Raw genomic sequence first — 19,115 nt, forward strand, 5'->3', positions numbered from 1 at the left:
CCTTTCTGGCGGCCTTCAGGCGTACAGCGCCTCGATCTCGCCCGCATAGGTCTTGTTGATGCTCGAGCGCCGCACCTTCATGGTGGCGGTGACCTCGCCATCGTCGTGGTCGAGCTCCTTGGTCAGCAGGTGGAAGCGCCGCACCTGCGCCACCTGCGCGAGGCGCGCGTTGCCGCGCTGCAACTCGGCATCGATCAGCTCGCGCACGCGCGGCAGCTCGACCAGCGAACGGAAGTGGGTGAAGGCCAGGCGCTGCGCCTCGGCCCATTTGCCGACCGTCTCGTAGTCGATCTGCACCAGTGCCGAGACGAACTTGCGCCCCTCGGCGATCACGATGCATTCCTTGACGTAGGGGCTGGCCTTCATCGTGTTCTCGATCTCCGAGGGCGTGAGGTTCTTGCCGCCCGCCGTGATCATGATGTCCTTGAGCCGGTCGACGATGCGCAGTTGCCCGCCTTCCTCGGCCACCACGTCGCCGGTGTGCAGCCAGCCGTCGCGGATCGAGGCGGCCGTGGCTTCGGGGTTCTTGTAGTAGCCACGGAACACCATCTCGCCGCGGATCTGCAGCTCGCCCTGGTCGCCCACGCGGTGCTCCACGCCCTCGGTCGCCGGCCCCACGGTGCCCACCTTCACCTGGTCGAGCCGGTGGCCGCTGACCATGCCGGTCGATTCGGTGAGGCCGTAGACCTCCACCAGCGGCACGCCCAGCGTGCGGAAGAAGCGCACCACGTCGGGCGGGATCGGCGCGGCGCCGGTCAGCGCCACGCGCGCGTTGCGCAGGCCGATGAAGTTCTGCAGCGCGCGCAGCACGCTCCAGTACGCCAGTCCGAAGCGCAGCCGCTCGCTCTGGGTCCACTGCGCGCGCGGCTTCTCGGCCAGCGGCGCGCAGGTGGCGAGCGCGCGGCGGTAGAGCGCCTGGCGCAGCCGGCCCGTGTCCTGCATCTTGATGCTGATGGAGGCATGCAGCTTCTCCCAGATGCGCGGCACGCCGAGGAACATGGTGGGCGCGACCTCGCGCAGGTCTTCCTGCACGGTGCGTATCGATTCGCCGAAGTTGACCTGCGAGCCCAGGTACAGCGGCACGAAGCTGGTCAGCATCTGCTCGGCCACGTGGCACAGCGGCAGGTACGACAGGTGGGTGGTGCGCGCATCGAGCTGCAAGCGCTCGACGATGCCCGGCACCACGCCGCGGATGTTGCGCCACGAGATCATCGCGCCCTTGGGCGCGCCGGTGGAGCCCGAGGTGTAGATCATGAGACCGATGTCGTCGAGCGACTGCGCGGCCAGCGCGGCATCGACGCGCGCATCGCCCTCGCGCGCCTGCAGCGCCGCACCCGCCGCCTCGAGCTCGGCGAAGCTCAGGAGGCGCTCGCGCGCCTCGGCACCGTAGCTCGCGAGGCCCTTGGTCTCGATCACGACGATGCGGCGCAGCCGCGGCAGCGCGTCGATGGCCTCGAGCACCTTGTCGGCCTGCTCCTGGTCCTCGCAGACCACGATCTCGATGTCGGCATGGCCGATCACGTAGGCCACCTCGTTGGTCGGGCTGGTGGGATAGACGCCCACGGTCACGGCGCCGATCAGGCCCGCGCCCATCTGCGCCAGCACCCATTCGACGCGGTTCTCCGAGATCACGCCCACATGGCCGCCGCGCGCCAGGCCCAGCGCAGCGAAGCCCAGGCCGACATGGACCGCGCGCCGGTGGTAGTCGGCCCAGCTCAGCGGATGCCAGATGCCGAAGTCCTTCTGGCGGATCGCGATGCGCGCACCCTGCGCGCGCGCCTGCTCGCGCAGCATCTGCGGCAGGCTTCGTTCGGGGAGGGGATGCGTCATGACAACCAGCGCTTGCGCCGCTTGTAGTGCTTCAATTCGCGAAAGCTCCTCGATTCGCCGGCACCGCCGACGCCCAGGTAGAACTCGCGCACGTCGGGGTCGGCCGCGAGCCGCTCGGCGCTGCCGTCGATCACGATCTTTCCGTTCTCCATGATGTAGCCGCTGTCGGCCACGGCCAGCGCGAGGCTGGCGTTCTGCTCCACCAGCAGCATCGACACGCCGCGCTCGGCGTTGATGCGCGCGATGATCCCGAAGATCTCCTCCACCAGCTTGGGCGAGAGCCCGAGCGAGGGCTCGTCGAGCAGGATCAGCTGGGGCTCGGCCACCAGCGCGCGGCCGATCGCGAGCATCTGCTGCTCGCCGCCCGAGAGGTAGCCCGCGAGGCCGCGGCGCCGTTCGTGCAGCCGGGGGAAGTAGGCATAGACGGCGTCGAAGTCGCGCGAGTGCGCGCCGCGGCCGGCGCGCGCGTAGGTGGCGGCCACGAGGTTCTCCTCGACCGTCAGGTCCTCGAACACGCGCCGTCCCTCCATCACGTGCGCGAGGCCGCGCCGCACCAGCTGCTGCGGCGCGAGCCGCTCGGTGGGCTGGCCGTCGAAGGCGATGCGCCCGGCCTCGAGCACGCCGTCCTCGAGCGGCAGCAGGCCCGAGATGGCCTTGAGCGTGGTCGACTTGCCGGCGCCGTTGCTGCCCAGCAGCGCCACGATCTGCCCGCGCGGCACGGCCAGCGACAGGCCGCGCAGCACCTGCACGACCTTGTTGTAGACCACCTCGATGTTGTTGACCTCGAGGATCGGGCCGCCGCCGCCATTGTTCATCGCCGCCGTCCGCTCACTTGTCGAGCGAGATCCAGTCGGATGCCGCCACCATCTTCTGCGCCTTCATGTCGGCGCGGTAGACGCGGCCCACCGGAATGGAGTTGCCCTTGATGGTGATCGGCACGCCGATCAGGCCGCCGGTGTCGAAGTCCTTGATGCTGTTGAGCGCGGCCTTGAGGTTCTTGCCGTCCAGCGGCTTGCCGGCATCGAGGGTGCGCTTGGCGGCCTCGGTGAACAGCATGGCGGTGAGGAAGCCCTGGGTGTAGGCGGTGCTCTGGTACTCGGGGCGCATCGCGCGGATCTTCTCGAGCATGGGCGCCTTGGCCGAGGTGTCGTAGTAGTAGCGGTAGGGCATGACGCCCATGAAGCCATCGCCGGCCTCGCCCATCTTCATGACGGTGGAGCTGTCCATGGTCCAGAAGGTGCCCATCCACTTGGTGGTCATGCCCATCTGCTTGCCCTGCTGCACGAACTCTGGAATGGGCGCGAGCACGTAGCCGTGGAAGATGGTGTAGTCGGGCGCGGCGCGGCGCAGCTTGATGACCTCGGTCGACACGTCGACGCTGCCGGCGGGCGTCATGATCTTGACGGGCACCGTGAGGCCCAGCTTCTTGGCGGCGGCCTCGCTCGACTCGATGGGGTCGCGGCCGAACTCGGAATCGGAATAGACGAAGGCCACCTTCGCGCCGGGCTTCTCCTTGGCGATGTGGCGCAGCAGGATGCCGATCATCTCGGTGTAGTCGGGGCCGACCAGGAACTGGTTCGGGTACTTGGCCGGGTCGTTGAGCTCGGTGGCGAACGAGGCGCCGGCCATCAGGATCTGGCCGCTGCGGTCGAGCTCGGGGTTGATGGTCTTCGAGAAGCCGGTCGAATCGCCGTAGTAGAGGTTGACCTTGTTCTGGCTGGTGATCTTCTTGTAGGTGGCGACCGAGACGTCGACCTTGTAGCCGGTGTCCTCGGGCACGTAGCGCAGCTTGCGGCCCTTGATGCCGCCGCCGTCGTTGACGATCTTCACGTAGTCGGCGATGCCGGCGTTGATGCCGATGCCCGCGAAGGCGAACACGCCGGTCATCGGGATCGAGCCGCCGATGACGATGTCCTCGCCCGACTGGGCATACACGCTGAGCGGTGCTGCGAGCGCGGCGCCGGCGGCCACGATGAGTTCGCGGCGGCGCAGGACGGGGGTCTTCTTGTCGGATGCCATGCTTCGTCTCCTTGTCAGTTCTTGAAAGGCCACAGATGAAAGAAACGGCGGATGCGCCGCCACACTTCGGCGAGCCCGTGCGGCTCGAACACCAGGAAGCCGACGATCAGCAGGCCGAAGACGACCGTGCGCACCGGCGACAGGAAGACGGTCATCTCGTGGCCGCCCGGCAGCAGGTCGAACACCAGCTTGAGCAACTCGGGCACCATGGTCATGAAGACTGCGCCGAGGATGCCGCCGAGGATCGAGCCCATGCCGCCGACGATGATGGCGGCGAGGAAGAAGATCGACATCAAGAGCGGAAAGCTCTCGGGCGTGACGACGCGGAAGAAGTAGGCCCAGAGGCCGCCGGCCACGCCGGCATAGAACGACGAGAGGCCGAACGAGAGCAGCTTGTAGCGCAGCAGCGGAATGCCCAACACTTCGGCCGAGATGTCGCGATCGCGGATGGCGATGAAGGCACGGCCCACGCGGGTGCGAAACAGGTTGGCCGCACCCAGCAGCATCAGCACGGTGATCGGCAGGATCAGCCAGTACAAGCGGAACGAGGTGTCGAGCGCGATGCCGAAGAGCTGCGCGGGCGGCAGCGACAGTCCGGTGGTGCCGCCGGTGAGCTTGAGATTGGCGAACAGGAAGTGGGTGATGAACGAGGCCGCGATGGTGGCGATGGCGAGGTACAAACCCTTGACCCGCAGCGAGGGAATGCCGACGACGAGACCCCCCACCATGGCCACGACGCCGCCCGCGAAGAGGTTGAACAGGAAGGGCGTGCCGTATCGAATCTGCAGGATGGCGACGGTGTACGCACCGAGTCCCATGAACGCGGCCTGGCCCATGCTCACGAGGCCGGTGTAGCCGGTGAGGATGTTGAGGCCGGTGGCGCTCGCGACGTTGATGGCGACGAGGCAGGCGAGGTAGAGCCAGTAGTCGCTGGCCATGAAGGGAAACAGCACGAGCAGCGCGGCGCCGACCCACAACCAGGTCTTCTGGGTGCGGGAGTCGAACAGCGCGGCGTCGGCGATGTAGCTTAGTTTGAGGGTGCCTATGCGCATCGGTTCACCTTTGGATGAGGCGCGAGGATGCGTCGGGGCGCGTGCACAGGACGCCGGGTACTTCCCTCCGCGAATGTCCCCCGCCCTTCGGGCTCCTCCTTGATTTCGCTGCGGGAAGCACCCGGCATCCTGTGCACGAGAAGCGCAGCGGTGGTGCGGCCGGTTCGACCAGCGTGTCCAGGCGCACGTCGATGGGGTACTCCCCGCAGCGAAATCAAGGAGGAGGCCGCAGGCCGGGGGACATTCGCGGAGGGGAGTACCCCGTCGGCGTGAGCCCGCCCCGAACAAGACGATTGCAAGAAGGAAGAGACCCTCATTCAGAGCCTCTCGATCTCATGCGTACCGAACAACCCGTAAGGCCGGATCATCAGCACGATCACCAGCACCACGAAGGTCGCGAGCAGCTTGTATTCGCCGCCGAGGTAGGACCCGGCCAGCGCCTCGACCAGGCCGATGAAGAGCCCGCCCACCAGCGCGCCGAGCACGCTGTCCAGACCGCCCACGATCACCACCACCAGCACCGAGAGGCCGAAGATCCCCATCGACGAGGAGATGCCGCCGATCGCGCCGACCACGATGCCCGCGACCGCCGCGATCATCGCCGAGGCCACCCAGGCCAGCGAGAACACGCGCGGCACGTTGATGCCCATCATGTAGGCCGCGCCCTGGTCCGACGCCGTGGCACGCAAGGCCACGCCGCCGCGCCAGAAGCGGAACAGCAGCAGCACCAGCACGATCAGCACCAGCGCCGCGAGCGCGCCGTAGGCCACTTTGGGGGCGAGGAAGGCTTCGCCCACCATCACCGGCGCGCTCGGCATGAACTCGGGCAGCCGGCGCTGGTCGGCGGTCCAGACGATCTCGACCAGGCCCACCAGCACAGAGGCCAGCCCCACCGTCACCATGAAGGCCGAGATCGGAGGTTCGCCCAGCAGCGGGCGGATCATCGTGCGCTCGATCACCGCGCCCAGCAGGCCCGTGCCCAGCACCGAGCCCAGCACCGCGAGCCAGATCGGCAGCGAGAAGGTCGCGGCGAAGGCGAAGAACAGGTAGGCGCCGATCATCAGCATCTCGCCGATCGCGATGTTGACCACCCGCGTGGCTTTGTAGACCAGCACGAAGGCCAGCGCAGCCAGCGCATAGAGCCCGCCGCCGGCCAGGCCGGTCAGTGCGATCTCGAACAGGTAGGCCCAATCCATCACGCCACCGCCGTTGCGGTTGTCGTTGCCGCGGTGGCCGCGGCCTGGCCGCGCAGCCTGCGCCGCAGCTCGCCCACGTCGCCCGCGCCCAGGTAGGCGCGCACCACCTCGGGATCGGCCTGCACCTGCGCCGGCGTGCCCTGCGCGATCACCTGCCCGAAGTTGAGCACCACCACGTGGTCCGACAGGTCCATCACCATCCCCATGTCGTGCTCCACCATCAGCACCGTGATGCCCCATTCGCGACGCACGTCGAGGATGAAGCGCGCCATGTCCTCGGTCTCCTCGCGGTTCATGCCGGCCACCGGCTCGTCGAGCATCAGCACCTTGGGGCGCATCGCGAGCGCGCGCGCCATCTCCACGCGCTTTTGCAAACCGTAGGGCAGGGCGGCCACGCTGGCGTGGCGGATGTGGTCGATCTCGAGGAAGTCGATGATCCGCTCCTCGATGTCGCGGCGCAGCTCAGCCTCCTCGCGGCGCGCGCGGCCCAGGTAGAACAGCGCGTCGAACACGTTGGCCTTCAGGTGCACGTGGCGGCCGAGCTTGATGTTGTCGAGCACCGTCATGCCGCGGAACAGCGCGATGTTCTGGAAGCTGCGCGCCAGCCCGAGCGCGGCGCGCTTCGGTGCCGGCAGCCGCGTGATGTCCGCGCCCTCGAAGACCACGCGGCCGGCAGTCGGCCGGTAGAAGCCCGAGACCGTGTTGAACAGCGAGGTCTTGCCCGCGCCGTTGGGACCGATCACCGCGGTGATCGAGCCGGGCTGCACGTCGAAGCCCACGCCGCTGAGCGCCTTCACGCCGCCGAAAGCCAAGGTGAGCGTCTCCACGCGCAGCACGGGCGCGGCGGCGCTTCCGTCGGCGGGCGAGGTTGCGCGCGGGCGCTCGGTGTCGGCGTGCATGGCGTCGAATCGTGTCCTGTGTTCGGGCTTCTGGACGAGAAGAGAAAAAAGCAAGTGAGCGATGCGCCGCCGCCTCAGGGTTCCTCCGGCATCCGCATCGCGGGCTACTTGCCCGTAGAATTTCTACTCCTCGGTAACGTCCGCGATCTTCCAGACGCGACTTCGCCGCGGCATCAGGACTTACCCCTGCGCGCAAACCCGGATCGCCCCATGACCCTCACCAAGCGCCGTGCCTCCGCCGCCAAGGCCTCTGCCATCGAGGCCGCCGACGAATCGCCCTGGGTGCCCTCGGCCCAGCGCGCGATGCAGCGCGAACTCAAGCGCCAGGCCGTGCTGCAGACGGCGGCGCAGCTGTTCAACGAGCGCGGCTTCCACGCCACCTCGCTCGACGACATCGCCGAGCGGCTGCACGTGACCAAGCCCACGCTCTACTACTACGTGAAGAGCAAGGACGACATCCTGCTCGAGTGCGTGCGCGCCGCGCTGGGCATGATGCAGGAGGGCATCGACGAGGTGCGCCGCAACGGCGGCCGCGCGCTCGACCAGCTCATGGCCTGCATGCGCAGCTACTCGGCCATCGTCTGCGAGGAGTTCGGCAAGTGCGTGATCCGCATCGGCGAGGACCCGCTGCCCGAGCCGCTCAAGAAGGAGCTGCGCCGCCTCAAGGCCGGCATCGACCACGAGTTCCGCCGGCTGATCGACGAGGGCATCGCCGAGGGCTCGATCGCGCCCTGCGACCCGAAGATGGCCGCCTTCATGCTGGCCGGCGCGCTGAGCTGGATCGGCCGCTGGTACCGGCGCGACGGCGACCTCACGCCCGAACAGATCGCCGACCAGGCGATCGCGCTGCTGCTCAACGGCGTGCTGCAGCAGGTGCCCGCGGCACCGGCGCGCCGCAAGCCGCGCGCGACCGCCGCCTGAACTTCCCATGCCATGGAGCCGACAACGATGAACGACACCACCACCCCCGACACCGCGCTCGAGATCGGCCGCGAAGGCGCGGTCGCCACGCTGCGCTTCAACCGCCCGGCGGCACTCAATGCCATCGACGTACCGATGGCGCAGGCCTTCCTCGCGGCGGTGCGCGCCATCGCGGCCGACCGCTCGGTGCGCGCGGTGCTGCTGAGCGGCGCCGGCAAGGGCTTCATGGCCGGTGGCGACCTCGCGCTGCTGAGCGCCGATCCGCAGGGCGGCGCGGCCGCGCTGATCGGCCCGCTGCACGAAGCGCTGGAAGTGCTCGCCACCATCGACGCCCCGGTGGTCGCGCAGGTGCACGGCGTGGCGGCCGGCGCGGGCCTGAGCCTGATGCTGCAGGCCGACTTCGTGCTCGCGGCCGAGGGCACGCGCTTCAACCTGGCCTACGTCAACATCGGCGCGAGCTGCGACGTCGGCGCCTCGTGGGCGCTGCCGCGCTGGGTCGGGCTGCGCCGCGCGCTCGAGATCGCGATGCTCGGCGACATGCTCGAAGCGGCCGAGGCCGAGCGCATCGGCCTCATCAACCGCGTGCTGCCGGCCGCTGCGCTGGCCGGCGAGGCGATGGCGCTGGCGCAGCGCCTGGCCAACGGGCCGACCGTGGCGCTGGGCCAGTTGCGGCGGCTGATGCGCGGCAGCTTCGAGCGCGAGCTGCCGGCGCAGCTCGCGGCCGAATCGGCGGCCTTCCAGGTCTGCGCCGCGAGCCAGGATTTCCGCAGCGGCGTCGACGCCTTCTTCGCCAAGAAGCCGGCGCGCTTCGAAGGCCGCTGATCCCTTTCTTCCTTTTCTCGTTCATTTCATCCAGGAGCAGTTCATGACCTCTCGCGAGATCTTCGTCGTCGGCAGCGCCCGCACGGCCATCGGCACCTTTGGCGGTTCGCTGAAGGACGTGCCCAACACCCAGCTGGCCACCACCGCGGTCAAGGCCGCGATCGAGCGCAGCGGTGTCGCGCCCGCGGCCATCGGCCACGTGGTGATGGGCAACGTGATCCCCACCGACACCAAGGACGCCTACCTCAGCCGCGTCGCCGCCATCGATGCCGGCTGCCCGATCGAGACGCCGGCCTTCAACGTCAACCGCCTCTGCGGCTCGGGCCTGCAGGCCATCGTCTCGGCGGCGCAGGCGATCGCGCTGGGCGACTGCGACATCGCGATCGGTGGCGGCTCCGAATCGATGAGCCGCGGCCCGTACTTCGACACCGCCGCGCGCTACGGCGCGCGCATGGGCGACGTGCAGCTGCTCGACTACATGCTCGGCATCCTCCACGACCCGTGGGAGAAGATCCACATGGGCATCACGGCCGAGAACGTGGCCGCGCGCTACGGCATCACGCGCGAGCAGCAGGACGCGCTGGCCGTGTCCAGCCAGCAGCGTGCCGCGGCCGCCATCGCCGCGGGCCGCTTCAAGGAGCAGATCGTTGCGGTCGAGGTCAAGACGCGCAAGGGCGTGGTGGTGTTCGACACCGACGAGCACGTGCGCGCCGACACCACGGTCGAGACGCTCGCCAAGATGAAGCCGGCCTTCAAGAAGGATGGCCTGGTCACGGCCGGCAATGCCTCGGGCATCAACGACGGCGCCGCCGCGCTGGTGCTGGCCGAGGGCGCGCGCGCCAAGGCCGAGGGCCTGAAGCCGCTGGCGCGGCTCGTGGGCTATGCGCACGCGGGCGTGGAGCCGGCCTACATGGGCATCGGCCCGGTGCCGGCCACGCGCAAGGTGCTCGAGCGCACCGGCCTCAAGGTGAGCGACTTCGACGTGATCGAGTCGAACGAGGCCTTCGCGGCCCAGGCCTGCGCGGTGATCCAGGAACTGGGCTTCGACCCGGCCAAGGTCAACCCCAACGGCTCGGGCATCTCGCTGGGCCATCCGGTGGGCGCCACGGGCGCGATCATCGCGGTGAAGGCGATCGCCGAGCTGCACCGCGTGCAGGGCCGCTATGCGCTGGTCACGATGTGCATCGGCGGCGGCCAGGGCATTGCCGCGGTGTTCGAGCGCGTCTGATCGCGGGGCGAGGAACAGAAGCCGGGGTGTGGCGGCATCCTCCACAAGGAGGAGGACCCGACGCCATGCCCCCGCTAATCTTCTGCCTGCCCGGAGAGGAGGAGCGAGTGATCGAGGAGAGGACTCCGGGTGTGTGCAGCGCGTCGGGCGGGGTGGTCTGCCCGACGCGACATGCCTCTCACCACACCGCTCTGCCTTGCTTCCCGCTTCGCCGCACCGCGCACAATGCAGCCCGTGCAGCACCGTCCCCCCATCTTCGTCGACGAATCCGAGATCGATTTCAGCGCGATCCGTGCCCAGGGCGCGGGCGGGCAGAACGTCAACAAGGTCTCGAGCGCGGTCCATCTGCGCTACGACATCCGCGCGAGCTCGCTGCCAGAGGACCTGAAGGAACGGCTGCTCGCGCTGCGCGACAGCCGCATCACGCAGGAGGGCGTGCTGGTGCTCAAGGCCCAGCAGCACCGCAGCCAGGAGATGAACCGCGCCGATGCCATCGCGCGCCTGCAGGCAGTCGTCGACAGCGTGGCGACGGTGCCGCGCGCGCGGCGCGCCACCAAGCCCACCTACGGTTCGAAGCAGCGCCGGCTCGAAGGCAAGAGCCAGCGCTCGCAGGTCAAGAGCCTGCGCGGACCGGTCCGGGGGGACTGAGCGGCGCCGTGCCGCCGCGCAGCCGCCGGATCTGCAGGCTCAGGCCCACCGCATAGAGCACCAGCAGCACGCCGGTGATCGCCTTGAGTTCGGGCGCATCGGGGCTCGCCAGCAGTGGCGCGCCGAGCGGCAGCCGCGTCAGCGTCTCGGTGAAGGTCGGAATCCAGTGAAACATGAAGGTGGCGGAGTAGGCCGCCAGCTCGGCATGGCGCGCGAAGCGCCCGAACAGCCGCCCGCGCCCGGCCTGGAAGCCGATGGCCAGCGCCAGCAGCGTCACGATGCCCAGCACGTGCGGCCGGCCGAAGCCGCCATGCTGGAAGATGCCGAAGCCCGTGAGGCAGGTCAGCACCGTGGTCCAGACGTAGAGCCGGCCGAGGCCGGTGCGCCAGGAGATCTCCTTGTGGCGGATCAGGGCCAGCGCCCCGGCCGCCAGCGCCACCAGGCTGATCGCCGTATGGACGATCCCCAACGAAGTCAACCCCAGCCAGACCGTTGCCGCCATGTGCTGCTCCTCATGTTTCGTGGTGCGCGCGATTCTGTCGTGTTCGGCCGGTTTTGGGGAGGGCCGGTTAAGTCCTGCTTAAACCTGCGTCATGGCGCTGCTTGCACAATCGAGCCCATGACCGCTTTCCCCATGCACTGGCGGCCCGCGCGGGCTGTCGCCCTCGCGCTGGCGCTGGCCGCGGGGCTGCTGGCCGGATGCGGACCCGAGCGTGCCGCGCCGGCCAGCGCGGCGGCCGGCGTGGCGCCCGAGCTCAAGTGGGAGGAACTGATCCCCAAGAGCTGGGACCCGACCCAGCGCTACCGCAACATCAGCCTCGAATCGCTGCGCGACAACGACCCGCGCGCGATCCAGATGCTCGACGAGATGCGCGCGGTCTGGGACAACGCGCCGGTGAACGTGGCGCTCGACGGCGTCGACGGCCGCCTGACCGGCTTCGTGGTGCCGCTGGATGCCTCGCCCGACGGCATTCGCGAGTTCCTGCTGGTGCCGTACTTCGGCGCCTGCATCCACACGCCGCCGCCGCCGGCCAACCAGATCGTGCGCGTGATCGCCCACGAGACGGTGAAGGGCCTGCATGCGATGGACACGGTGCACGTGCGCGGCACCCTGCGCGCGGCGCGCTACGCCTCGGCCGACATGGGCGTGAGCGGCTACGAGATCCGCTCGGCGGCGGTCGAGCCCTTCGTCGCCAAGGCGCAGTAGGCGCAACAGGCGCGCGGCGCGGCTCAGTCCGCGAGCCGCTCGGCCAGGAAATCCAGGAACGAGGTGATGCGCGCCGACAGCTGCGTGTTGCGGTAGTAGACCGCGTTGACCGGCTGGCGCACGTCGACCGTGTCCTTCGCCAGCACCTGCACCAGCGCGCCGCTCGCGCGGTCGGCGGCGGTCATGAAGTCCGACAGGCACACCATGCCCACGCCGGCCAGCGCGAGCTGGCGCAGGGTCTCGCCGCTCGAGGCCGCGAGGCTGGGCGCGATCTGCCATTCGTCGCCATGCGGGCCGCGCAGCGGCCAGCGGTTGAGCGACTCGGGCTGGGTGAAGCCCAGCAGCGTGTGCGTGGCGAGCTCCTCCACCTTGCGCGGCCGGCCCTGGGCCTCGAGGTAGCCCGGGCTCGCGAGCACGCGCAGCCGGTGCGTGCCCAGCGGGCGTGCATGCAGCGTGGAGTCGCGCAGCGGGCCGATGCGGATCGCGATGTCGGTGCGGCGTTCGAGCAGGTCGATCGGCAGGTCGTCGGTGTCGAGCTCGAGCTCGATCTGCGGATAGCGCCGGCGGAACTCGGCCACCAGCGGCACCACCGCATGCAGCATGTAGGGCGAGGCGGCATTCACGCGCAGCCGGCCCGCGGGCTGCCCGCGACGCGAGGCCATCTGCTCCTCGGCCTCGTCGATGGCGTCGAGGATGGCGCGGGTGCGCTGCAGGAAGGCCGCGCCTTCCTCGGTCAGCTCGAGCCGCCGGGTGGTGCGGCGCAGCAGCGTGGTGTCGAGTTTCTGCTCGAGCCGGCTCAGCGCGCGGCTCACGCCCGAGACCGTCTGCGAGAGCTGCTCGGCCGCGGCCGTGATCGAGCCGGTGTCGACCACGGTGCGGAAGGCCAGCAGTTCCTCGATCGTGGTCTTCATGGGCGCTCGTTCAGTGCGCGGCCTGGGCCTCGGCCGGCAGCGGCACCTCGATGCGCGGCACCAGCGCCGCCAGCGCCTCGCCGTCGGTGCGGTAGCTGAACAAGAGCGGCCCCGGCGCCAGCAGGCCGGCGCGTTCCAGCACCTGCATCGCGGGCAGCTTGAGGCCGCTCAGGTGCAGCCGCACGCCGCGCGACTCGAGCATGCGGCGGATCGAGCCGAACACCTCGGCGCCCGTGATGTCGATGCGGTTGATCGGCTGGGCGAACAGGCACACGTCGGTGAGGTCGGGCCGGTCGGCGAGCGCCACCGTGAGCGCGCGCTCGAGCGTGGAGGCCGAGGCAAAGTCGAGCTCGGCGTCCATGCGCAGCGCATGCAGGTGCGGCGCCAGCGGCGGCAGCTTCCACAGGTGGCGGTCGCGCAGACTGCCGTCGGGATGCAGGCCGACCTCGATGATGCGCGGATGCAGGTGGCGGTACATGTAGTTCGCCAGGCTCGCGAGCAGGCCGCCGAGCACGCCCCAGTAGATGCTGGGCGCGGTCGCGATGGTGAGCACGAAGGTGCCGATGGCGATACCGGCCTCGAGCCGCGAGATGCGCCACAGCGCCGTGAAGCTCGAGGGCTTGACCAGCCCGAGGATGGCCGTCACCACCACCGAGGCCAGCACCGCCTGCGGCACGTGGTAGAGCAGCGGCATCAGCCACAGCAGCGCGCCGGCCACCACCACCACGCTGAACAGCGTGGCCCAGCCGGTCTGCGCGCCCGCGTAGAGCGTGATCGCCGAGCGCGAGAACGAGGAGCTGGTGGGAAAGGCGCCCGTGAAGCCCGAGGCCAGCTTGGCCAGGCCCTGGCCGATCAGGTCCTGGTTCTCGTTCCACAGCGTGCCGGCGCGCGCGTTGTCGACCTTGGCACTCGAGGCGGTCTCGAGAAAGCTCACCAGCGTGATCATCAGCGCCGGCAGCACCAGCGCGCTGAAGGTGCCGGCCGGCAGCAGGCCGGGCCAGTAGAAATCGGGCAGGCCCGAGGGCAGGCTGCCGACCACCGCGCCGCCGCGCAGCGCATAGCTGATGCCCCAGCTCAGCGCGGCCGCGCCGGCCACCAGCGCCATGGTGGTGGGAAAGCGCGGCACGAAGCGCTTGCCCAGCCACAGCACGGCGATGCCGCCGAGGCCGAAGGCGATGGCCGTGAGGTCGGGAAGCGGGCCGTCGCCGCTGAGCACCTGCGGAATGGTGCGCCCGGTGAAGCCCAGGAGCGCCGGCAACTGCGAGATCGCGATCAGCACCGCCGCGCCCTGCGTGAAGCCGATCAGCACCGGCGAGTTCACCAGCCGCAGCATCCAGCCGAAGCCGCCCGCGCCCAGCACGATCTGGATCGCGCCCGACATCAGCGTGAGCCACACCGCCATCGCCACCCATTCGGGGCTGCCGGCCACCGCCAGCGGCGCGAGCGAGGCGCCCACGAGCAGGCTGGTGAGCGCGGTCGGACCGACCGACAGCCGTTGCGAGGAACTGAACATCACGGCGATCAGCGCCGGGAGCAGCGCCGCGTAGACGCCCGTGACCAGCGGCATGCCCGCGAGCGCGGCATAGGCCACGCCCTGCGGGATCACCATCAGCGCGACGGTGATGCCGGCCATCGCCTCGCCGCGCAGCAGCGCGGCAGAGGGGCGCGGCCAGCCCAGGCAGGGAACCCAGCGCGCCAGGCGCTGGCGCAGGGAGGGGGAGGAAGCGGAAGTGGCGGGTGGCGGCGTCATGGAAAGCGGGCGGTCGCGCACGCGGGGCGTGGGCGGGCGCGGCGGGGAAACGAAGGGAGGAGGGCGGAAATGCCGCGACCGCCCGATGTTAAGTGCGCCGCCTCGCCGCGGGCAGCGCGGTTTACCCCGGGCGCGGCGCGCGGCGCGCCTCTACAGCAGCCTGGTGGCGTTCTTCAGCACGTAGTCGCAGCCCTTCTCCTTGACCTTCGAGCTCAGCAGCTTGAAGTTGAGCGTCTGGCCGTCGCCGCCCTTGAGCAGTCCCTTGGCGCCGCTCGCGAAGCCGCTCTGCTGCTGCTTCTGGCCGGTGATCTTGGCCAGCAGCTTGTCCTTGACCGAGGCTGCGTCGCCGCCGCCCAGGTAGTTGTTCTTGATGCAGTACTGCAGCACGCCGGCCGCGTTGCCGACGGTGCTGTTGCCGATCGCGGGCATCGAGAAGCCGAGGTTCTCGGCCAGCCCGCCGGCGCCGCTGCTGCCGCTGTTGCCGCCGGCGCTGGTCGCCGCGCCGCCGCCCATCTGGTTCCTGAGCTGGTCGAGCAGCTTCGATTCGGCGTTCGCCGAGGCGCCGGCCGCGAGCAGGGCGAGCGCGATCAGGGTGGAACGGAACTTCATGGCGACCTCCTTGGTGCGAATGGATATGCGGGCACAGCATACGCCGCCGCGGTGGCGCGAGGAGGTCGCCGAGCTGCCCTCCTCAGCGCGTGCGCGCGGGCCGCTTCGGCAGCAGCGGCTCGCTCACGCCCGCCACGCCGACCAGCCCGAGCACCGTCACCAGCGAGTTCTGCGCGCCCTTCCAGCCGTCGGTCACGTCGATCCATTCGCTGAGCGCGTGGAAGCCGCCGGTCTTGCCGCCGCCGCCGACGATGATCGCGGGGATGCCCAGCGCCATCGGCACGTTGGCGTCGGTGCTGGCGCCGGTCAGCAGCGTCTTGTGGCCGAAGGCCGCGTTGGCGCGCGTGGCGGCCTCGACGATCACCGAATCGGGCGGCGTGCGGCCACCGGGCCGGTCGCCGATCAGCTTGGTGCTCACGCTCAGCGTGTTCACGTTCCAGCGCTTGTTCTCCTCGGCCACCGCTTCGTCGAGCGTCGCGAGGATCTTCTTCTCGGCCTCGAGCAGCGAGCCCATGTCGTCGGAGCGGATGTCGATCGCCATGCGCGCGTCGGGCGCGATGGTGTTGACCGAGGTGCCGCCGCCGACCGTGAAGGTGGTCTTGGGGAAACTCGGCGTGCGCACCTCGGCGATCTTCGCGATGGCGCGGCCCATGCCGTGGATCGCGCTCGGCACCTGGCCGAAGGCGCCGTAGCTGTGGCCGCCCGGGCCCTTGAAGCTGACCTCGTAGCGGTGGCTGCCGGTGCCGAGGATCAGCACCGTGCCGTCGGCCGCCGGCTCGAGGCCGACCATGCCGTCGATGTCGAGGTGGTCGCGGAAGATCGCCTTCATGCCGCGCAGGTTGCCCAGTTCCTCCTCGCCGACGTTGCCGACGAACAGCAGGTCGCCCTGGGTCTGGACCTTGTTGTCGTTGAGCACCTTGAGCCAGGACAGCAGCACCGACAGGCCGCGCGTGTCGTCGGAGATGCCCGGGGCGTAGAGCTTGCCGTCGCGTTCCTTGACCTTCACGTCGGTGCCGGCCGGAAACACCGTGTCGAGATGGGCCGAGATCAAAAGCTTCGGGCCGTTGCCCGTGCCCTTGCGCAGCCCGACCACGTTGCCTTCTGCGTCGATCTTCGCGTCCGACAGGCCCAGCGCCTTCATGCGCGCGAGGAAAGCCTCGGCGCGCTTCTGTTCCTTGAAGGGCGGCGCCTCGATCTCGGTCAGCAGCTTCAGGTCCTCGACCGAGCGCTCGTGGTCGGCCTTCACCGCCTCGAGCAGCTTCTGGACCGCGGGCGCGGCCATCAGCTGCGTGTAGGCCCGGTCGATGTCGGGCCGCACCTGCGGCGGGTTGGCGATGGCGCCGCCCTGGGCGAGGGCCGCGCCGGCGGCGCAGAGCAGGGCGAGGGCGATGGGAGCGAGGCGAAACGACGAGCGGGGCATGCGGGAGGTCCGGGCGATGGACGTCTGGGTTGAAAGAAAAACCGTCGTGTCATCGATTCGTCACGAAGGGCCGCCGGCGATTCTTATCGGGGGATGAGCATCGCGCTCGGGTTTAATCTTTTTCGCTGTCAGTTTTTCTAACGATGACGATGAAACGCCACATCCCGAGCACGCGCGCGCTGCTGGTCTTCGACGCGGTCGCGCGCCACCACGGCGTGAGCCGCGCCGCCGAGGAGCTGTGCCTCACGCACAGCGCCGTGAGCCAGCAGCTGCGGCTGCTCGAGACCCAGATCGGCGTGCTGCTGGTGCAGCGTTCCGCGCGCGGCACCACGCTGACCGAGGCCGGCCGCCGCTACCACGGCCAGATCGCGGGCGACCTGCTGCGGCTGCAGGACCACACGCTCGAGGCCATGGCCCGGCGCACCGACGGCCTGCGGCTGATCGTGGGCGCGGTGCCGGTGCTGGCCGAGGGCTGGCTGCTGCCGCGGCTGCCGGGCTTCACCGCGCGCCAGCCGGGCTGCAGCCTGCACCTGCAGGTGTTCCCGACGCTGCTCTACATGGAGGACATGCCCTTCGATGTCGGCGTGCAGTACGACGACGCCGTGTGGCCGGGCGCCGAGGCGCGGCCGCTGATGCCCGAGGCCTGCGTGGCGGTCTGCGCGCCCGGCGCGGCCGGCCGGGACCGGATGGCGCGCGGCGATTTCCGCGACGCGCGCCTGCTTCATCTGCGCACGCGGCTTGGCGCCTGGGAGGAGTGGTTCGCGCAGGCGCCGGCAGCGACGCAGGCGCCCGACAACCTCGTCGCCGGCCATCGCTTCGACCTGTTCTCGATGCTGCTCGAGGCGGTGCGCGCCGAGCTCGGCGTGGGCCTGGTGCCGCGCTATTTCGTGGAGCGCGCGCTGCGTTCGGGCGAACTGGCGCTGGCTTGCGAGCACGAGGCGCCGTCGCGCCGCGGCTACAGCGTGTTCGTGCCGCCGAACCGGGCGGCCGATCCGCTGGTGACGGCCTTCGTCGAATGGATCTGCGAGCTGCCCACTGCCTGAGCGGGCAGGGCCTCAGGCGCGACGGAACAGCAGCACCGAGTTCGTGCCGCCGAAGGCGAAGGAATTGCTGATCGCCGCCTCGAGCGCGGGCGCGTCGGCGTCGCCCGGCGCCACCAGGTTCAGCGCGCAGTCGGGATCCGCCTGGCCGCCGTTCACGTTGGGCGGCAGCAGGCGTTCGCGCAGCGCGAGGATGGTGATGACCGCCTCGAGCGCGCCGGCGCCGCCTAGCAGGTGGCCGTGCAGCGCCTTGGTCGAGCTGGTGCGCAGGCCGTCGAGATCGTCGCCCCAGACCGCGGCCAGTGCGTTGCGCTCCACCGCGTCGCCGATGCGGGTGGCGGTGCCGTGCGCGTTGCAGTAGCCCACGTCGCGCGGCGCCAGGCCGGCCTGGCGCAGGGCCGAGCGCAGCGCGCGCGCCTGGCCGGGCGCGTCGGGCTTGGTGAGATGGGTGGCGTCGCTGCTCAGGCCCCAGCCGGCGAGCAGCGCATGGATGCGCGCGCCGCGACGGCGCGCGCGCTCGGCCGACTCGAGCACTACGAAGGCCGCGCCCTCGCCGAGCGCGAAGCCGCTGCGGTCGGCCGCGAAGGGCCGGACCGCCCGCGCCGCCTCGCCGGGCTGGAAGCCGGCCAGCGTCATCATGGCCTGCCAGGCCAGCACCACGCCGGGCACGATCAGCGCTTCGCTGCCGCCCGCGATGGCCAGATCGACCTCGCCGCGCTGGATCGCCTTGGCGGCCTCGGCGATCGCCACGGACGACGAGGCGCAGGCTACCGAATAGGTGAGCACCGGGCCCTGCACGCCCTGGCGCATCGACACGTGGGCGGCCGGCGCATTGGGCATGAAGGCCGGAATGGTCAGCGGCGACACGCGGCCGTTGCCGCGGTAGGCGGCCTCGAGCGCGGCAGCGCCGCCCATGCCGCAGCCACCGTAGACGCCCACGCGCTCGGCGTCGAGGCCGCTGTCGGCGAGGGCGGGAATGCCGGCATCGCGCATCGCGAGATCGGCGGCGGCCACCGCGAGCTGGCTCACGCGGTCGACGCCCGCGAGCTGCAGCTTGGTGAACCAGCGGCTCTCGTCGAAGGCGACGGTGGCGGCGGCGGCCGGCTTGGGGAGTTCGGGGAACACCGGCGCGATGGCCGAGCGGCCCTGCAGCAGGGCCTCGAACAGGGTGTCGGGATGGTCGCCGTGCGGGGCGACGACGCCCAGCCCGGTGACGGCGACCTCCGAGGGCGTGTTCACGCTGGCTTGGCGGCGCGGACCTTGTCGACCAGCACGGCCAGTTCGGCCAGCGTGTCGATGTTGGCGTCCTCGTCGGGCATGGTGATGCCGAAGTGGTCTTCGATGGCGAACAGGAATTCGGCCAGCGCCAGCGAATCGAGCCCGCCTTTCTCCCGCATGGAGGCATGGGGGTCGAGCGTCGACGGTTCGATGCCGTACTTCTCCTGGATCAGGTCCTGCAATTCCTTCAGCGAACTCATCGTGCGATGCCTGTGGTCTCTCTTGCCAGCCGCTGATCGATTGCAATCGATCCCTTCCTCGCTCGGCGTATGTCTAGGGTCGGTG

Annotated in this window: 19 protein-coding genes; 6 read left to right on the forward strand and 13 right to left on the reverse strand. The window is 70.1% G+C overall.

Features of this window, described 5'->3' with window-relative positions; genetic code table 11:
* Positions 1-15: 15 nt before the first annotated feature.
* From INQ48_11310 to INQ48_11335, 6 genes are all read right to left on the reverse strand, one after another.
* Positions 16-1,830, reverse strand: coding sequence for an AMP-binding protein (locus tag INQ48_11310; GenBank protein QRF59764.1), 1,815 nt, complete (start codon positions 1,828-1,830; stop codon positions 16-18).
* Positions 1,827-2,645, reverse strand: a complete 819-nt coding sequence (locus tag INQ48_11315; protein ID QRF59765.1) for an ABC transporter ATP-binding protein — start codon at positions 2,643-2,645, stop codon at positions 1,827-1,829. Before INQ48_11315 ends, INQ48_11310 begins: the two co-directional genes overlap by 4 nt.
* Before the next feature lie 13 nt (positions 2,646-2,658).
* The gene (locus INQ48_11320; GenBank protein QRF59766.1) at positions 2,659-3,849 is read right to left on the reverse strand and encodes an ABC transporter substrate-binding protein; all 1,191 of its coding nucleotides are present in this window, start codon (positions 3,847-3,849) and stop codon (positions 2,659-2,661) included.
* Positions 3,850-3,863: 14 nt separating this feature from the next.
* Positions 3,864-4,901 carry a branched-chain amino acid ABC transporter permease gene (locus INQ48_11325; GenBank protein ID QRF59767.1) on the reverse strand — a complete coding sequence of 346 codons (1,038 nt, stop codon included), beginning with the start codon at positions 4,899-4,901 and terminating at the stop codon, positions 3,864-3,866.
* 317 nt (positions 4,902-5,218) lie between these two features.
* On the reverse strand, positions 5,219-6,097 hold the full coding sequence (locus tag INQ48_11330) for a branched-chain amino acid ABC transporter permease (protein ID QRF59768.1): 879 nt from the start codon (positions 6,095-6,097) through the stop codon (positions 5,219-5,221).
* Positions 6,097-6,996 (reverse strand): ABC transporter ATP-binding protein, encoded by a 900-nt coding sequence (locus tag INQ48_11335; GenBank protein ID QRF59769.1) that lies wholly within the window; start codon positions 6,994-6,996, stop codon positions 6,097-6,099. Before INQ48_11335 ends, INQ48_11330 begins: the two co-directional genes overlap by 1 nt.
* Before the next feature lie 210 nt (positions 6,997-7,206).
* Here INQ48_11335 and INQ48_11340 point away from each other — a divergent pair, with 210 nt between their 5' ends.
* From INQ48_11340 to arfB, 4 genes are all read left to right on the forward strand, one after another.
* Positions 7,207-7,917, forward strand: a complete 711-nt coding sequence (locus INQ48_11340; GenBank protein QRF59770.1) for a TetR family transcriptional regulator — start codon at positions 7,207-7,209, stop codon at positions 7,915-7,917.
* Positions 7,918-7,944: 27 nt separating this feature from the next.
* Positions 7,945-8,739: an enoyl-CoA hydratase/isomerase family protein gene (locus INQ48_11345; protein ID QRF59771.1), complete on the forward strand. Its 795-nt coding sequence runs from the start codon at positions 7,945-7,947 to the stop codon at positions 8,737-8,739.
* Between the two features lie 43 nt (positions 8,740-8,782).
* Positions 8,783-9,967 carry an acetyl-CoA C-acyltransferase family protein gene (locus tag INQ48_11350; GenBank protein ID QRF59772.1) on the forward strand — a complete coding sequence of 395 codons (1,185 nt, stop codon included), beginning with the start codon at positions 8,783-8,785 and terminating at the stop codon, positions 9,965-9,967.
* 225 nt (positions 9,968-10,192) lie between these two features.
* On the forward strand, positions 10,193-10,615 hold the full coding sequence (gene arfB, locus INQ48_11355; GenBank protein QRF59773.1) for an aminoacyl-tRNA hydrolase: 423 nt from the start codon (positions 10,193-10,195) through the stop codon (positions 10,613-10,615).
* Here arfB and INQ48_11360 read toward each other — a convergent pair.
* Positions 10,581-11,117, reverse strand: coding sequence for a hypothetical protein (locus tag INQ48_11360; GenBank protein QRF59774.1), 537 nt, complete (start codon positions 11,115-11,117; stop codon positions 10,581-10,583). The genes arfB and INQ48_11360 overlap by 35 nt on opposite strands.
* Positions 11,118-11,249: 132 nt before the next feature.
* On the opposite strand from INQ48_11360, the gene INQ48_11365 reads away from it, so the two are divergent.
* The gene (locus INQ48_11365) at positions 11,250-11,822 is read left to right on the forward strand and encodes a DUF3299 domain-containing protein (protein QRF60696.1); all 573 of its coding nucleotides are present in this window, start codon (positions 11,250-11,252) and stop codon (positions 11,820-11,822) included.
* A gap of 23 nt (positions 11,823-11,845) precedes the next feature.
* Here the strand turns inward: INQ48_11365 and INQ48_11370 are convergent, their stop codons facing one another.
* The 4 genes from INQ48_11370 to INQ48_11385 all read right to left on the reverse strand — a co-directional run bounded on the left by INQ48_11370 (position 11,846) and on the right by INQ48_11385 (position 16,512).
* Positions 11,846-12,733: a LysR family transcriptional regulator gene (locus INQ48_11370; protein ID QRF59775.1), complete on the reverse strand. Its 888-nt coding sequence runs from the start codon at positions 12,731-12,733 to the stop codon at positions 11,846-11,848.
* Positions 12,734-12,743: 10 nt separating this feature from the next.
* Positions 12,744-14,483, reverse strand: a complete 1,740-nt coding sequence (locus INQ48_11375) for a SulP family inorganic anion transporter (protein ID QRF59776.1) — start codon at positions 14,481-14,483, stop codon at positions 12,744-12,746.
* A 150-nt stretch (positions 14,484-14,633) separates the two neighbouring features.
* Entirely contained in the window at positions 14,634-15,092 is a 459-nt protein-coding gene (locus tag INQ48_11380) for a DUF2501 domain-containing protein (GenBank protein QRF59777.1), read from the reverse strand.
* Positions 15,093-15,174: 82 nt separating this feature from the next.
* Positions 15,175-16,512, reverse strand: coding sequence for a M20/M25/M40 family metallo-hydrolase (locus tag INQ48_11385; protein QRF59778.1), 1,338 nt, complete (start codon positions 16,510-16,512; stop codon positions 15,175-15,177).
* A 149-nt stretch (positions 16,513-16,661) separates the two neighbouring features.
* On the opposite strand from INQ48_11385, the gene INQ48_11390 reads away from it, so the two are divergent.
* Positions 16,662-17,555 (forward strand): LysR family transcriptional regulator, encoded by an 894-nt coding sequence (locus tag INQ48_11390; protein ID QRF59779.1) that lies wholly within the window; start codon positions 16,662-16,664, stop codon positions 17,553-17,555.
* A gap of 12 nt (positions 17,556-17,567) precedes the next feature.
* On the opposite strand, the gene INQ48_11395 is transcribed toward INQ48_11390, so the two are convergent.
* Both INQ48_11395 and INQ48_11400 read right to left on the reverse strand, forming a co-directional pair.
* Positions 17,568-18,791 (reverse strand): beta-ketoacyl-[acyl-carrier-protein] synthase family protein, encoded by a 1,224-nt coding sequence (locus tag INQ48_11395; protein QRF59780.1) that lies wholly within the window; start codon positions 18,789-18,791, stop codon positions 17,568-17,570.
* Positions 18,788-19,030: an acyl carrier protein gene (locus INQ48_11400; protein QRF59781.1), complete on the reverse strand. Its 243-nt coding sequence runs from the start codon at positions 19,028-19,030 to the stop codon at positions 18,788-18,790. The genes INQ48_11395 and INQ48_11400 overlap by 4 nt, the downstream gene beginning before the upstream one ends.
* Between the last annotated feature and the right edge of the window lie 85 nt (positions 19,031-19,115).

It is taken from the genome of Variovorax paradoxus (genome assembly GCA_016806145.1).
Lineage (GTDB): Bacteria > Pseudomonadota > Gammaproteobacteria > Burkholderiales > Burkholderiaceae_C > Variovorax.